The following is a 14,284-nucleotide window of genomic DNA, read 5'->3' on the forward strand; positions in this document are numbered from 1 at the left end:
TCTGGAACCCGGTCAGATAATTGAAACGATGTGAACAGTTTCTCTTGATAATTCTTTCTTCCTTGCATGGCAAAATATAGCAAATAAAATAGACTTATACAACTGATAGTCAGATGTTTATATAGTATATATATATATATATATACTAAGTCTAAATTACACTACATTTGAGTTGTGCAACAGCCACGTATGGTCGGGTTTTAGCGATGGTGCTATTGCCAGTGACTCGCCAATGGATGATAATCAAATTATAAAAGCTGTTGCAAATATTTTGGATAGATTAAGAACAGAAGATAATTATTAATCTTAACTAAGAACTCAAGAAAAGGCTCATTTTTTAATGGGCTTTTTTTATTGCTTTAAACCAAATTTAAGCCTGTTTTAGAGCCTTTTTATTTTTATCCATCTCATCCCAATGTAACCCTAAGCATCACAGTTAGTATAAATAGATATAATATTTAAACAAAATGTTAAAAATTATGAAAAATTTAATAGTATTTATTACAGCGTTTTTTATTATATCTAATCTTAATGCTCAAGACGTTCAAACTGAACTGAGAGATGGTATTATAGACAAAGATTATGAATCCTTTAGTATTTTGAATAGTGAAATGGAATTGGCGCCAGATACTAGAGAAGCTATGATAATCGCAGATGATTACATGGCCGAAATAATAACTTATACTGATCCCATTTTCCCTTCTTTAGGTGTTATTAATGAAGTTGAGGATGCAATTACACACGAGTTGATTGCAGCTGGATATAAACATGAAAAATCAGGTGCTGATATGGTTGTAATCTTTTCTATTTACAGTAAAGATGGTAAAATCAGTGGTGATTTTAATAATGATGATTATTCATCTATTGAAAAATATGATGTAAGTAAAGGTACTTTACTGATTTCTATTATTGATAGGGAAAGTGGTGCAACGGTTTGGTCTGGTTACAATGATGGAGCATTAGAAGGTGTGTCATCATTAGAAGAGAATAAACTGATTACATCCGTAACGGAAATTATGAATAATTTAAGATTTGAAAATTATTAAATTGTTTAAGTTAAATTGATTTAAAGGCTTGCATTTTTTGCAAGCCTTTTTTATTAATTTAATACATGAAATTATCATACAAAAGAGAAGGCTGCACCTGCAGCTTTCTCTTTTGTACTTTTCTTTTCTTTAAAAAATTATTTATTTAAAAATTTTCTTTTAAATTAATCACAGTTGTAGGTTAATTCTAAGGTCTCTCCATCGTTAGTTATTGTAGTAGGGAAGCCTTTTTCATTGTAAGAATAAGTAAAATCATTTATATATTCTTCCTGAGTGCCATCATAATACTCTATCTCAGTTATTCTTGATGGGTTATTTTGTGACAAATATGAATAGAATTCACCATCCCAAATTAAATAAGGTAGATTGCCAAATAAAGGATTTGAGTTTGAATCGTACACCAGATTTAATCTGTAAGAAAGCTCAGGTGCTGTTGCAGTTAGCCTCATCTGATTTGAGGTTCTCTTCATTTCCCTGATTTCGAAAGGATTTTTACTTCCCTTTAATTTCGATAGTCGCGATGCAGGTTCATCAGATTTAAAATTCTGACTGTAGCTGTTGACAGTGGTAACATTATTGGCAGTCCAGATGAATTCATCATATCCATAAAGAACTAAACTGGTATTTGGTCCAGAATAATTATCCCAGTTTTCGAGTTTTTCTAATTTTCCGCCATCACCGTAAATGAAACGAAATTCATCGAATTCATCGTAACCGTCTTCTGAGAATTTTACTTTAGTAAGTCTATTGTCTAAATAGGTGAATTCAATGATATCTGTACTGTTTTGTCCATCTTCTTCAATTGTTACATCACTAATTATACCATTAGTGTAGGTGAATGAATATTCGCTAGCACTTTGGAAATTTTCACACTGCTCGACTCCAGCATCTGTGTAGCAATATAATTCTGTGAAGCTGCCATTAATTTTACTAATGCTTTTGTCTGCATTATATGAAAACCATATGGAAGAGGTACCTTCACCTCTATTGAATTCGTCTTCATATTCAAAAGTGTTGGAAATAATCTGAACCTGACAGGCTAAATCAGTACTGTCCGTAATTGGAGCAACTTGCTCAGGTTCTTCGTTGCACACTGCCACGAGCAGAGCGAACAAAGCAATTGGAAAGAGATTGGTTTTCATATTAAAATATAAAATTTGGCAAATATAAGATGTAATCTAATTATGCAAATATAACATTGAAAAATTATTTATAATCAAATATTTAATATTAAACAAAGAAAATATATGTATATAATATTAAAATACGACTAAAAAGTATTTACTTTTTCCCATTTAAATAGTTGAAATGTCTCATTATTTTGGGGTACTTCAATTATTCAAATATTTCTTAATAACTTTGCACTTTAAACTAACAAAAGTTGTTGGTAATCCGAAATAAATGTATCACCAAAGCAGGACTGTGAACCCTGTGAAAACGTGAATTATGAGCAAAAAAGGAAGAGTATTAGTAGCCATGAGCGGTGGAATCGACAGCTCGTTGGCAGCCGTTCTACTACATGAACAAGGCTACGAAGTCATCGGAATGACAATGAAAACATGGGATTATGCCTCTTCAGGCAGTTCCAAAAAGGAAACAGGCTGTTGCAGCCTCGATTCTATCAATGATGCCCGAAATTTAGCAGTGAATCTGGGCTTTCCACATTACATATTGGACATCAGACAGGAATTCGGTGATTATGTAATTGATCATTTTACGGATGAATATTTGGCTGGAAGAACTCCTAATCCATGTGTGCTATGTAATACGCACATTAAATGGGATTCCTTATTGCGAAGGGCTGATAAATTAGGGTGTGATTATATTGCTACCGGTCACTACGCAAAAGTGCGTGAAGAAAACGGTAGGTATATCATCTCTAGAGGAAAGGATTTGAACAAAGACCAATCATACGCACTTTGGGGAGTTTCTCAAGAAAGTTTGAGCCGTACTATTTTACCCTTGGGTGATTTAACAAAACCTGAAATTCGTAAAATGGCTGAGGATAAAGGCTTTTATGAATTGGTGAACAAATCGGAGTCTTATGAAATCTGTTTTGTGCCTGATAACGATTACCGAGGATTCTTGAAAAGAAGAGTTGACGGTTTAGAAGAGAAAGTGAAAGGAGGAGAATTTGTATTGGAAGATGGCACTGTTGTCGGAACTCATGAAGGATATCCATTCTATACGGTCGGACAAAGAAAAGGCTTGGGAATTGCTTTGGGCTATCCTGTATATGTAACTGAAATTCAGAAAGATAAAAATAGAGTAGTGTTGGGAACTTTTGATGAACTTTCTAGAGATGGTATGTACGTCAAAAATCTAGTTATGAGTAAATATACTTCTTTGGAAGACCGCTTGGATACCGTAACCAAAGTTCGATATAATGATGAAGGAGCCCCTGCAGTAATTGAACAAGTAGGAGATACCATGAAAGTATTTTTTGGAAATGGTATTCCAGCAATTGCGCCAGGGCAAGCTGCAGTATTTTACGAAGGCAATGATGTAGTTGGCGGTGGATGGATACATTCATCATTCAATCAGCAAAAATTAAAAAATGAGGCTTTATCTACTTCTATCTAGCCTTTTAATCATTTTCACCTCCTGTGAAAATTCAACTGTAGCTCCTAATGAAGTTAATTTGGGGCTACAGTTTTTTCCTATTGACTCCCAAAGTGTTGATAGTTACTCCGTAGAAGAAATAAATTACAATAATGATGGTACCATCGACACCAATAGATATTTCGTTCAGGATGAATGGAATGATTCCATGGCTATCGAAGGAGGAGTGAAATTAGAGGGTTATCGCTATAGAATAAGTCAAAATGGTCAAAAGCAAATCCTTAGCACCGTGGTTAAAACCCGCACTTCAAAATTGGCCAAACTCAAATTAGGCAATTTTGAAGAAATAAAATTAAGTTTTCCAATAGCAGAAAGCAAAAGCTGGGACGGTCAGCCTCAGGAATTTGAGGAAGATGAATTTACCATTTTCAAGGCCTTTCAACCTTATGAATTAGGAGATTCCACTATTCTAAACGCAGTACAAGTCATCCAAGAAGACAATCAAGATTCCATTTCTAATTTTGACCAAAGAATTGAAGTATATGCTGCTACTATTGGTTTAATTTATAAGGTTTCTTCTCAATTAGAATTTTGCCGAGATACTGAATGCCTCGGACTTCAAAAGATAGAATTTGGCAGAACTATCAGGATGAGACGGGAATTCAACTAAGCATAATCTTTTCACTTCATAGAATATATTGACGACTGATGATGGTGAAAAAATCGTTTTCATATAATTATCTCCTCATTTAATCGAAAAAGATACAATTATCTATTTTTTAGCAGTTTCTTTATAGAAAAAATCTCTTTAGATGAAAGCTGAGAAAGACGAATTATTTAGTATTTACAAGCCTTTTAAAAATTATTTAGCTAAAAATTCAGTGGCTATTGACCAAGTTAAATTAGATAGGCTATCCGCTAATATATTTTGTCCTGGTCAATTCTACTATTATGTGATAGATTCTCCAACCCTTAGTTTTGAATTTGTAAGTCCAACCGTTGAAGATATCCTAGGAGTGCCTGCAAATGAATTGACTATGGAGAATTTAATTGAAAGACTTCATCCTGATGACATGGATTTCTTTATAAAAGCAGAACATTTGGTGGCCGATTTTTTGCAAAATAGAATAAGGTCTTCTCAAATCCCTGATTATAAAATTAGTTATTGCTTACGAGAGAGAACTAATTCAGGTGAATATAAAACGATGTTGCTGCAAACCTTAACGCTTCAATGCACTGAAGAAGGTGCTTTGCTAAAGGTTTTAGGCGTCCATACTGATATATCACATATCACGAAGGTCAATAATTATAAACTTTCATTAATAGGCTTGAACGGTGAACCTTCTTTCTTAGAACTTGATGTGATGGCACCCAATCCATGGGAAATGACTGCTGAGAAATCAATCTTGACCAAAAGAGAAATTGAAATCATAAAATTAACGGCAGAAGGTTTAACAAGTAAAGAAATAGCTGATAGGTTATTTGTAGCCAATGAGACCATCAACAGTCATAAGAAAAATGCTATGTCAAAAATGGGCTTTAAAAACACTTACAAATTGATTAGCTACTGCATAAGAAAAGGCTTGATTTGACATACTCTGAATTTAATTATTGTTGATTTAAATTGCTTCTATCCAATTTATCATAACAAACTCCTTACTTCTGACTTCCAACTATTCATTTTTCCCCAAATCCGTCTTAACTTGCAAGTATGTTAGCATTAGGAAAATGGAATACTTTAAAAATAGTAAGAGAATCACCTCAAGGCTTATACCTCAGCGATGGGGAAGAGGATGTGCTATTACCCAATAAATATGTCCCACAGAATAAAAAAATAGAAGACGAAATTGACGTTTTTATCTATAAAGATTCTGCCCAACGTCCGATTGCTACTACGTTAAAGCCTTTAGCCGAACTCCACCAAGCCAGACTGTTTGAAGTAAGACAAATCACTAATGTTGGTGCTTTTGTCGATTGGGGATTAGAAAAAGAGCTTTTAATTCCATTTTCAGAGCAAACAGACGAGTTGGAAGTTGGTGATTTAATTGTGGCTTATGTCACTTTAGATCCAAAAACCGAGAGGATTGTAGCTTCCATGCATATTGAATCCTTTTTAGAAACAGGTTCTGGAGATTTGAAAGAAGGTCAAGAGGTTAATTTATTGATCTATAGAATTACAGATTTAGGTTATGAGGTAGTCATCAATCAAAAATATAAAGGATTGGTGTATGAAAACACCGTGTTCGATCCATTGGATATTGGAATGGAAGGGAAAGGAAAAATCAAATCCATCAGAGCCGATGGCAAAATGGATGTACAATGGAAAATTGAAAAGGAAGTAAAACAAAAGGAAATACTGGAGCTACTAAGAGACCATAATGGTTTTATGCCGTATCATGATAAATCTAAACCAGATGAAATTTATGATGTGTTTGGGTTAAGTAAAAAGGAATTCAAAAGACAAATCGGGCACTTATACAAAGTAAAGAAAATCCAGATTAAGGAAGATGGAATTTATCTGGTGTGATTAAACTTTATAAAGAATGAGTTAAGAGATGTAAAAATTTTAAAATGAAGAAATCAGTAGCCATCTTTCTTTTCTTATTGAGTGTTACAGCTGGCTTAGCGCAAGAAGATAAATCTATTAATAAAATACGTGAGGATTTCAAAAAGTGGCAACCAATAATTGATAGAGAGTTAAAAGGAGCAACGGAACTCTTTCATTATGTTTGGGGTGATAACTACCAAAATGAAAAATGGTACGATACCGAATGTGATGATGAAGATAAGTTTCTATATCAAAAAGTTAAAATATTAGAGAAATCTAACCTTGGAACCTTCGTTCTTGCTAATTTTAATACAATATCAGGAGATTGGTCTATTAAAATTGAATACTATTTTGACTCGAATGATAAACTATATTTTATCTATTGGAAAATGAATACCTTTCAAGCTGATGAACCGCTAACAGTGGAAAAAAGATTTTACTTTAATTCTAATGGTAAAGTGCTAAAAAAACTACAATCTACTTACAAATTAAATACTAAAGAGGAGTCAAATGCTGGTTTTATGAATAGAGAAGTCGATTATAAGCTTCAACTAAATAAAATGGACTTTTACAGTAAATTAAGAGGCGAATAATCTCGGTATTATAGATCTAATGAAAAAATGAGCACCGAATTATATCAAAACTGGAAAGAAAACAGCAAAGATTACGTTGCTCAGAATAAGACTTTTTACGACCAATTACGAAAAAAGAAAAAGCTGGATGATGATTTTCATGATTTAGATGCCAAGGTTTTTGAGAAAATGGATTGTCTGGACTGCGCGAATTGCTGTAAAACTACCAGCCCAATTTTCCAGCAATCCGACATTGAAAGAGTTTCCAAAGCTTTGAAAATGAAGGTTCCTGAATTTATTGAAACCTATTTATATATAGATGAAGACAAGGATTACGTATTGAATTCAGCACCTTGTCCATTTTTAGGATATGACAATAAGTGTATCGTCTATAAAAGTCGCCCTACTGCCTGTAGGGAATACCCGCATACCAACAGGAAGAGGATGCATCAAATTTTGAAGAAGACGTTTAAGAATGCAGAAGTTTGCCCTGCAGTCTTTCATATTTTAGAAGAGATAAAAAGCAAGTAAATCAAGCAAAAGTAATCCATGAGGGAGGTTATCTGAGTGTAAATATCGGCTTACGTTTTCATTTAAATGGAAACGTAATAAAGTTATACTGATCCAGATATAATTTTTGCTAAAGAAATTTCAAATCTTTAGTTAAAACTCATCATAAGCTATTAATTTTAGGAGAAAGAATGATGATAGAATTATATGTTTGAAGGAGCCTCATTTCCTAAATCCTTAGAAGAAAACGTTTTTGAAGATTGGTTAGAAACCGGAAGAGCCAGTAAAATTGGCTATAAATACATGCTCATTATTTGGGATAATTATGATGATGATTATCAGGCCATTTATGTAGAAGAGCGAGATAGTATCAAGAAGTATGAACGCTATGAAAGCTCTACAGGGCGCGAATCTTTAGTGGCTGCATATGATTTGTATTCAGAAAGCAGGGTAGCCTAAGATGGAAACGAAAGCTTTTGACTTGATAATAGTGGGAGCAGGGCCAGCTGGTTTTGCTTGTGCCTATCAGCTTAAAAATCAGGGTTTAAAGATTGCCATAATTGATCAGTCTACTTTTCCACGTGATAAAATTTGCGGAGATGCTTTGAGTGCTGATGTAGTCAATCAGCTTTACAGAATGGAAGAATCATTGGGCCAAAAATTTGAAAGCTTTGCTCAAAAAATAGATTCTCATGGCGTCAAATTTATAGCTCCTAATCATGATGGTTTAGTTATCAATTATCAAAATCCCAATCACGGAAATGCAGCGGGCTATATTAGTAAGAGAATAGATTTTGATAACTTTCTTTTCCAGGAAATTGTAAACCAACCTAATATTCAAGTTTTTGAAGGTGAAAAAGTGCTGGATATTCAAAATATTACAGATAGAATTGAGTTAAAAACAGCTAAAAGCCAATATACTGCACAAATGATTATTGGCGCAGATGGTGCTCATTCGGTAGTGAATAAAAAACTTGGGAGCATTAAGGTTGAAAAAGATCATTACTGCGCTGGGATAAGGAAATATTTTGAAAATGTCTCAGGTTTTCAGGCAAATCAATCTATTGAACTCCATTTTTATAAAGAATTATTACCCGGTTATTTCTGGATTTTCCCTTTGCCTAATGGACAAGCTAATGTGGGACTAGGAATGCTATCGAGTGAAGTGAGCAAGAGAAAATTAGATTTAAAAAAAGCGCTGCATGACATTATTCGATCAAAACCAGAATTGAATGAACGTTTTAAAAATGCAACAGCTTTAGAGAAACCGCAGGGATTTGGATTGCCTATAGGGTCTAAAAAAAGACCAATTTCGGGAGATCGTTTTTTATTAATAGGTGATGCAGCTAGCTTAATAGACCCTTTCACTGGGGAAGGAATTGGAAATGCTTTAAGAAGCGGAAGAATTGCTTCAGAACATATCATTAAAGCATTTGAAAATCAAACGTTTACAGCGAACTTCAATAAGCAATATGACAAGGTAATTTATCACAAAATGTGGAATGAATTAAGTATCAGTAGGAAAATTCAAAAACTACTTCGCTACCCTAAGCTATTCAATTTTGTGGTTAATAAAGCCAATCATAACTCCTCCGTCAGAACCCTTTTAACCTCTATGCTCGATAATGTGGACTTAAAAAAAGAATTAGTGAAACCAGGCTTCTACATGAAGCTATTGTTTGGGGGTTGAATTGTTTTTAGAAAACGTCTAAAATGGCGATGGAGCTTTTTGAATATTAAATCAGTTCATTTTTTTGCAGTATATCTTTCAATTTATCAAAATTTACAGGCTTTTCTATAAACCCAATTACATTGGGATAATTTTCTAAATGCGTTTTGTCAATGCTTTCAGAAGACATCATGATTACTTTAGGTTGATGCTTCATTAAATCAAGCACATCAAAACCACTTAGACCATCAATATATTGGTCAAGAAATACCAAATCTGGATGATTTCTATGAACATCAATTAAACCTCCAAGCGTATCGTGACGAGAACTGATGTGCTCAAAGTCTGAGAATAACTCATCAATATTAGCTTTGAGCCATTTACTGAAGATATTGTCATCATCTATGATTAGGTATTTTATTTTATTCATAATGTAGTTTGAATGATTGTAAGCATTCAAATGTACAAAAAAATACTAATTAAGTCTTATCTAAATATGATGAAAGGACGATTAAAAGGAGAGAATATGGGTTTAAATATTATAGGATTACTATCTAATCATTGAATAACTAAGGTGATTTTTCAATTAAAATTCAACTATAAATTTAGCGAAAAATGAAGATTACTGAGCATTCATAACTATTTTTACAACTTTAAAATTAATATATGACCAATAATCAGGAAGAAAGCCAGCCCAAAGCTTTCAGTGATGAACAAATTGAACAATGCATCTCCATCTTAGAGACATTGAATTCGGATACAAACCAAATTTTTAACATCCCTAAGGAGAAAAGAACAGCCTTGCTTATGGCTGCAGGCTTATTCTCCAGACCGAGTAGAGAGGAATTCCGAAGGAGAAAGAAAGAAGCCAAGAAATCTGAAAAGAGACAAATCAAAGCCAAGGATAAAGCCGCAAGAAATGGAACCGGGATAAGAAGTGCAAGGGAGGCTTTAGTTTTTGAAGCCCCCAAAATGATTTCCTTAACAGGCAATATCCCCAAATCGGATGTGAAATTGGAAAAGTCGCGTGAGTGCTATGTTTGTAAAGAGCAATATGACACGCTGCATCATTTCTATGATACCATGTGCCCAAGCTGCGGTGATTTCAATTATGCGAAACGCTACCAAACAGCAGACCTAACCGGTCAAGTGGCATTGATTACAGGTTCTCGTTTGAAGATTGGTTATCATATTACCTTAATGATGCTGAGGGCAGGTGCCACTGTTATTGCAACTACCCGTTTTCCAATAGATTCAGCGCTCCGTTTCGCTAAAGAAGACGATTATCGCAAATGGAAACACCGACTGAAAATCCATGGCTTGGACTTAAGACATATTCCTAGCTTTGAGATTTTCTGTAATTTCATTGAGCAACAATATGACCGTCTCGATGTATTGATAAATAATGCAGCACAAACGGTAAGGCGGCCAGCTGGTTTTTATCAACACTTGATGCCTAATGAAGAAAAACCAATCTCTGAATTGCCTTCCTATGCGCAGGAATTACTTTCAGATCACCTTGCATGCGTAAAAGAACTGCAAGAATTAAGCGAGGGAGTTGCAGAAGGGCAAAAAAATCTACCTGTAAGCTGGCATGGAAAAAGACTAGGAGTGGGGCTTAGTAATTCCGCTAAGCTATCGCAAATCCCATATAGCATCGATAATTCACTAAGTGAGGAAGAAGTATTCCCAGAAGGAAAATTAGATGCTGATTTACAGCAAGTGGATTTAAGAAAAACCAATAGCTGGAGATTAAAATTAGGAGAGATTAATACCATTGAAATGGTAGAGGTGCAATTGGTAAATGCTGTTGCCCCTTTTGTGCTATGCAATCGTTTAGCGAGCCTGATGAAGAAGGATGATACCGGACAGAAACATATCATTAATGTTTCCGCTATGGAAGGAAAATTCCATCGCTATCATAAGGAAGACCGACACCCACATACGAATATGGCTAAAGCGGCCCTGAATATGATGACACATACTGCTGCATCAGATTTTGCCAAGTATGGAATTTACATGAATGCAGTAGATACAGGTTGGGTAACGGATGAAGATCCAGCTGAATTAGCGAAAAAGAAAGAAAAAGAGCATGATTTTCAACCGCCTTTAGATATAGTGGATGGTGCTGCTCGTGTGATGGATCCGTTGTTTGATGGCATTAATACTGGTAAACACTGGTGTGGAAAATTTTTAAAGGATTATAGGCCAATTGATTGGTAGCCAGCCCCCTGACCCCCAAAGGGGGAAAAGCGCACAGAAATTCTTTTGCATTTTAATTTGAAATCTTTTGATTTTTAAAAGTAAAGTTTAACTCTTTAATTTAACAAAAAAAGACATATCTAGTTGTTTCATTCTAATATTAAATCCTTGAAAAAATCCCCCCCTTTGGGGGTTAGGGGGCTCTTTGGGGGTTAGGGAGCTATTTATTGACGGAAGCGTAAACAATCAACTTAAATTAGGTTGCGGTGCTTATTTAGTGGTGAATGAAAATGAAGAATTCAATGATCAACTAAAGCTCAGAATTAAAACCAAGTTGTTTGCCAACACCTCATCCACCAAATTAGAATTACAGATATTACTCTGGGCTTTGAGTGAAATGATTGAAACCGGAAGTAAACAAATGGTTTATACTGATTCACAAAATATTGTTTGGCTCAAAAGTAGACGCACTAGATTGGAACAAAACGATTATCATTCTTCAAATCAAAAGTTATTAAACCATCATGAGCTTTACCGTGAGTTTTTTACGATGATGGATCAGCGAAACTGTGATTTTGTAAAGATAGAAGGTCATCAGCCAGATAAAAATAAAAACTACAACGACCAATTATTTACCCTAGTAGACCGTGCAGCTAGAAGAGGCTTGAGAAACACGGTAAGCTAATTTAAGATTCTTATAATGATTTTAAGCATAAAAAAAGCTCCCAAAAAAGGAGCTTTCATTTTTGTTGAAATTTTTCAAAAATTATTTTGATGGAGGTAGAATAACTGCATCAATTACATGTACAATGCCATTAGAAGCTTCAATATCAGCGGATACAACGTTTGCACCATTTACTTTAGCGCCATCAGCAGTAGTAATCGTTACTTCTTTACCGTTCACGGTTTTAGCTTTCATGCCATCAGAGAGGTCAGTAGATTTTACATTACCGGCTACTACATGATAGGTTAAAATCGAAGCTAATTTTTCTTTGTTTTCGGGTTTTAATAGATCTTCTAGTGTTCCTTTAGGCAAAGCTGCAAACGCTTCATTTGTGGGAGCAAATACAGTAAAAGGACCTTCACCTTGTAAGGTTTCTACTAGTCCAGCTGCTTTTACAGCCTGTACTAATGTTGAAAGAGATTCCGTTCCCATTGCTAATGCTACAATATCCTGTGGTGCCTCTTTTGCAGCAGGCGTTTCCTCAACGATTTCTTCCGCAGATGACATTTCTTCAGACTCATCTACAGTTTTTGATTCTCCACCACCGCAGGAGAAAATTGCGAATATCAATCCAAATGCGAATAAATGATTTAATTTTTTCATGGTTAGTTGTTTTTATATTGGAGTTAAACTACGATGTAGATATATTGTTTGCCCTTATACTTATATAGTTACTTTTATTTCTGACTGTTTCAGTTAAGATACTTTTAGAGAAGCCACTTGACCCTAGTAGTATTAGCATTTGATTTTCTACTAAGATAAATATGGTCTTGAATTTATTGTAATTTTGTTATATAATTTATATTATGTTAAGTTACTAAATCAACACCTATCCCATTCCATTAAGATTTCAATCTGCTAATCAAATATGAAAGAGCTATATACTTCTTTATTCTTGGCAAGATGTTTTGAGTTCTCCTACACTGCTAGTATTCATTCTTGTTAGATAAATAATGAGTGCTTAAGATTTTCTTAGCTATTGATCATAAAAAAATATTCTGAATATCTCCTGAGATTTAAATATGGAAAGCATTATCCTTTCGCTTCTTAAATAACGCCTGTATTTGGTTTTAGATTTTTATAGGAATTTAAATTCTTATGGTTTGGATACAAGAATTGATTTCAAATGGACTGATGACTGGGTAAAAATTTATGAAGGATTGGACTATCGCCTGATATTTGATACTGGCATTTAAGAAAAGCTGAAAGAGGTTTAATTTATTCTTAGCTCGGTCTGACTATCGTCTGATCTTTTTTTGATAAGCTGGTTTGACTATCTTCTGACATTTGTGGATACGCAGTTACACTATCGTCTGAAATAAGTAATTTCATCAACTTAACATAATATTTATGTTAGCAAGATAAATTGACTACTGCCTTTCCACAATAAGTTGAGAACTATCCACTTCTATATATTCTACTCCATCCTTATTTTGCTTTACTTCACTCCAATATACTTCTTCAAATCTTAAAAAGAAGACTTGATCCTTCATCTCAAATCTTAATTCATTACAGTTTCCTCCAGTGCTCTGGCCAAGACAGATATCTTCATATCCGGCCTCTACCTGGTGATTAGTTTTGTTATTATCGATGATATCTACGTCTACATAAATCCGTTGCGTAACTAATCCATTTACAATATGATCTGAAAAACCTTTTACTTCAATTTTCAAATCTGACTCATCAAAATTTGTGAAATTAAGCTGGGAATGGCCATTAATCATAAATGCTTCACCAACTTCTACCTCGACTTTTTGCATAGGTGAAACACTATCATCATTGCAAGCAACTAGTGTTAGTACATGTAGTACTATCAAACCACTTAATTTTAATTTTTTCATAATAATTTTATTTAAGTATCAACAATTCCCTAGAATAGCAATACAATGAAACGCCATTTCACATTAAATGTACTATTTTGAGTTGAAATGTATCTTACACATAATCAATTATTTATGACTGTCCTCTACCCTTTTGAATGGCATTATTGCTCTTGCACTACTTCGCTTAACTTGGTAATTATTTCAGATTTAGCTAATATTAGCTAATCAAATAAATAATGAACTATGGATTTAACTGAATTTATTATACGTTTATTGCTTTCTGCGATAGCTGTATTTATAAGTGCTAGAATATTATCAGGAGTTAAAGTGGACAGCTTTAGACAGTCTGTGATAGTAGCTATTGTTTTAGGGGTTATTAATGCTATTGTTAAACCAATTCTGGTTTTCCTGACCATTCCTATCACCATTATAACTTTAGGATTGTTTCTTTTAGTAATTAATGCGCTGATGATCATGCTGGTTGATAAAATTATGAAAGGCTTCAAAGTAAAGAGCTTTTGGTGGGCTTTTTTCTTCAGTATAATTCTATCTGTTTTAAACGCTATTTTACAGTCGCTTTTTTAGCATTACTCAGTAATAAGCTACAGGTTTTAAGTTCCTACAACTT

17 protein-coding genes are annotated in these 14,284 nt (G+C 34.0%); 13 read left to right on the top strand and 4 right to left on the bottom strand.

The annotated features are described in order from the left end of the window. Nucleotides 1–172: 172 nt before the first annotated feature. Nucleotides 173–304, top strand: coding sequence for a hypothetical protein (locus VFM92_RS06625; RefSeq protein WP_325121409.1), 132 nt, complete (start codon nucleotides 173–175; stop codon nucleotides 302–304). 175 nt (nucleotides 305–479) lie between these two features. Then, complete coding sequence (locus VFM92_RS06630) at nucleotides 480–1,046, top strand: DUF4136 domain-containing protein (protein WP_325121410.1); 567 nt, start codon at nucleotides 480–482, stop codon at nucleotides 1,044–1,046. 164 nt (nucleotides 1,047–1,210) lie between these two features. On the opposite strand, the gene VFM92_RS06635 is transcribed toward VFM92_RS06630, so the two are convergent. Continuing rightward, nucleotides 1,211–2,188 (bottom strand): hypothetical protein, encoded by a 978-nt coding sequence (locus VFM92_RS06635; RefSeq protein ID WP_325121411.1) that lies wholly within the window; start codon nucleotides 2,186–2,188, stop codon nucleotides 1,211–1,213. A 304-nt stretch (nucleotides 2,189–2,492) separates the two neighbouring features. On the opposite strand from VFM92_RS06635, the gene mnmA reads away from it, so the two are divergent. The 8 genes from mnmA (at nucleotide 2,493) to VFM92_RS06675 (ending at nucleotide 8,928) form a co-directional block, all read left to right on the top strand. Continuing rightward, entirely contained in the window at nucleotides 2,493–3,629 is a 1,137-nt protein-coding gene (gene mnmA / locus VFM92_RS06640; RefSeq protein WP_325121412.1) for a tRNA 2-thiouridine(34) synthase MnmA, read from the top strand. Next, a complete protein-coding gene (locus VFM92_RS06645) occupies nucleotides 3,604–4,278 on the top strand; it encodes a hypothetical protein (RefSeq protein ID WP_325121413.1) in 675 nt (224 codons plus the stop codon). The genes mnmA and VFM92_RS06645 overlap by 26 nt, the downstream gene beginning before the upstream one ends. 142 nt (nucleotides 4,279–4,420) lie before the next feature. Next, nucleotides 4,421–5,200 (top strand): LuxR C-terminal-related transcriptional regulator, encoded by a 780-nt coding sequence (locus tag VFM92_RS06650; RefSeq protein WP_325121414.1) that lies wholly within the window; start codon nucleotides 4,421–4,423, stop codon nucleotides 5,198–5,200. A gap of 119 nt (nucleotides 5,201–5,319) precedes the next feature. Continuing rightward, on the top strand, nucleotides 5,320–6,135 hold the full coding sequence (locus VFM92_RS06655; protein WP_325121415.1) for a CvfB family protein: 816 nt from the start codon (nucleotides 5,320–5,322) through the stop codon (nucleotides 6,133–6,135). Between the two features lie 44 nt (nucleotides 6,136–6,179). Then, the gene (locus tag VFM92_RS06660; protein ID WP_325121416.1) at nucleotides 6,180–6,749 is read left to right on the top strand and encodes a hypothetical protein; all 570 of its coding nucleotides are present in this window, start codon (nucleotides 6,180–6,182) and stop codon (nucleotides 6,747–6,749) included. A 27-nt stretch (nucleotides 6,750–6,776) separates the two neighbouring features. Further along, a complete protein-coding gene (locus VFM92_RS06665; protein WP_325121417.1) occupies nucleotides 6,777–7,259 on the top strand; it encodes a YkgJ family cysteine cluster protein in 483 nt (160 codons plus the stop codon). Between the two features lie 186 nt (nucleotides 7,260–7,445). Then, nucleotides 7,446–7,697 carry a hypothetical protein gene (locus VFM92_RS06670; RefSeq protein ID WP_325121418.1) on the top strand — a complete coding sequence of 84 codons (252 nt, stop codon included), beginning with the start codon at nucleotides 7,446–7,448 and terminating at the stop codon, nucleotides 7,695–7,697. A gap of 1 nt (nucleotide 7,698) precedes the next feature. Then, nucleotides 7,699–8,928, top strand: coding sequence for a geranylgeranyl reductase family protein (locus VFM92_RS06675; protein ID WP_325121419.1), 1,230 nt, complete (start codon nucleotides 7,699–7,701; stop codon nucleotides 8,926–8,928). A gap of 46 nt (nucleotides 8,929–8,974) precedes the next feature. Here the strand turns inward: VFM92_RS06675 and VFM92_RS06680 are convergent, their stop codons facing one another. Then, a complete protein-coding gene (locus tag VFM92_RS06680; RefSeq protein ID WP_325121420.1) occupies nucleotides 8,975–9,337 on the bottom strand; it encodes a response regulator in 363 nt (120 codons plus the stop codon). 236 nt (nucleotides 9,338–9,573) lie between these two features. Here VFM92_RS06680 and VFM92_RS06685 point away from each other — a divergent pair, with 236 nt between their 5' ends. After that, nucleotides 9,574–11,130, top strand: coding sequence for an SDR family oxidoreductase (locus VFM92_RS06685; RefSeq protein WP_325121421.1), 1,557 nt, complete (start codon nucleotides 9,574–9,576; stop codon nucleotides 11,128–11,130). 184 nt (nucleotides 11,131–11,314) lie between these two features. After that, complete coding sequence (locus VFM92_RS06690) at nucleotides 11,315–11,794, top strand: ribonuclease HI (RefSeq protein ID WP_325121422.1); 480 nt, start codon at nucleotides 11,315–11,317, stop codon at nucleotides 11,792–11,794. A gap of 81 nt (nucleotides 11,795–11,875) precedes the next feature. On the opposite strand, the gene VFM92_RS06695 is transcribed toward VFM92_RS06690, so the two are convergent. Continuing rightward, the gene (locus tag VFM92_RS06695) at nucleotides 11,876–12,436 is read right to left on the bottom strand and encodes a fasciclin domain-containing protein (RefSeq protein ID WP_414675568.1); all 561 of its coding nucleotides are present in this window, start codon (nucleotides 12,434–12,436) and stop codon (nucleotides 11,876–11,878) included. Between the two features lie 767 nt (nucleotides 12,437–13,203). Further along, nucleotides 13,204–13,674: a hypothetical protein gene (locus VFM92_RS06700; protein ID WP_325121423.1), complete on the bottom strand. Its 471-nt coding sequence runs from the start codon at nucleotides 13,672–13,674 to the stop codon at nucleotides 13,204–13,206. A 225-nt stretch (nucleotides 13,675–13,899) separates the two neighbouring features. Here VFM92_RS06700 and VFM92_RS06705 point away from each other — a divergent pair, with 225 nt between their 5' ends. Beyond that, nucleotides 13,900–14,241 carry a phage holin family protein gene (locus tag VFM92_RS06705; RefSeq protein WP_325121424.1) on the top strand — a complete coding sequence of 114 codons (342 nt, stop codon included), beginning with the start codon at nucleotides 13,900–13,902 and terminating at the stop codon, nucleotides 14,239–14,241. Nucleotides 14,242–14,284 lie beyond the last annotated feature (43 nt).

The sequence above is a fragment of the Marivirga sp. genome, from assembly GCF_035704835.1.
GTDB lineage: Bacteria > Bacteroidota > Bacteroidia > Cytophagales > Cyclobacteriaceae > Marivirga.

Coding starts and splice junctions, on each gene's coding strand:
- VFM92_RS06695 (WP_414675568.1), bottom strand. CDS start 12,436: ATGAAAAAATTAAATCATTTATTCGCATTTGGATTGATATTCGCAATT.
- VFM92_RS06685 (WP_325121421.1), top strand. CDS start 9,574: ATGACCAATAATCAGGAAGAAAGCCAGCCCAAAGCTTTCAGTGATGAA.
- VFM92_RS06665 (WP_325121417.1), top strand. CDS start 6,777: ATGAGCACCGAATTATATCAAAACTGGAAAGAAAACAGCAAAGATTAC.
- mnmA (WP_325121412.1), top strand. CDS start 2,493: ATGAGCAAAAAAGGAAGAGTATTAGTAGCCATGAGCGGTGGAATCGAC.
- VFM92_RS06705 (WP_325121424.1), top strand. CDS start 13,900: ATGGATTTAACTGAATTTATTATACGTTTATTGCTTTCTGCGATAGCT.
- VFM92_RS06655 (WP_325121415.1), top strand. CDS start 5,320: ATGTTAGCATTAGGAAAATGGAATACTTTAAAAATAGTAAGAGAATCA.
- VFM92_RS06645 (WP_325121413.1), top strand. CDS start 3,604: ATGAGGCTTTATCTACTTCTATCTAGCCTTTTAATCATTTTCACCTCC.
- VFM92_RS06650 (WP_325121414.1), top strand. CDS start 4,421: ATGAAAGCTGAGAAAGACGAATTATTTAGTATTTACAAGCCTTTTAAA.
- VFM92_RS06670 (WP_325121418.1), top strand. CDS start 7,446: ATGTTTGAAGGAGCCTCATTTCCTAAATCCTTAGAAGAAAACGTTTTT.
- VFM92_RS06675 (WP_325121419.1), top strand. CDS start 7,699: ATGGAAACGAAAGCTTTTGACTTGATAATAGTGGGAGCAGGGCCAGCT.
- VFM92_RS06630 (WP_325121410.1), top strand. CDS start 480: ATGAAAAATTTAATAGTATTTATTACAGCGTTTTTTATTATATCTAAT.
- VFM92_RS06700 (WP_325121423.1), bottom strand. CDS start 13,674: ATGAAAAAATTAAAATTAAGTGGTTTGATAGTACTACATGTACTAACA.
- VFM92_RS06635 (WP_325121411.1), bottom strand. CDS start 2,188: ATGAAAACCAATCTCTTTCCAATTGCTTTGTTCGCTCTGCTCGTGGCA.
- VFM92_RS06680 (WP_325121420.1), bottom strand. CDS start 9,337: ATGAATAAAATAAAATACCTAATCATAGATGATGACAATATCTTCAGT.
- VFM92_RS06660 (WP_325121416.1), top strand. CDS start 6,180: ATGAAGAAATCAGTAGCCATCTTTCTTTTCTTATTGAGTGTTACAGCT.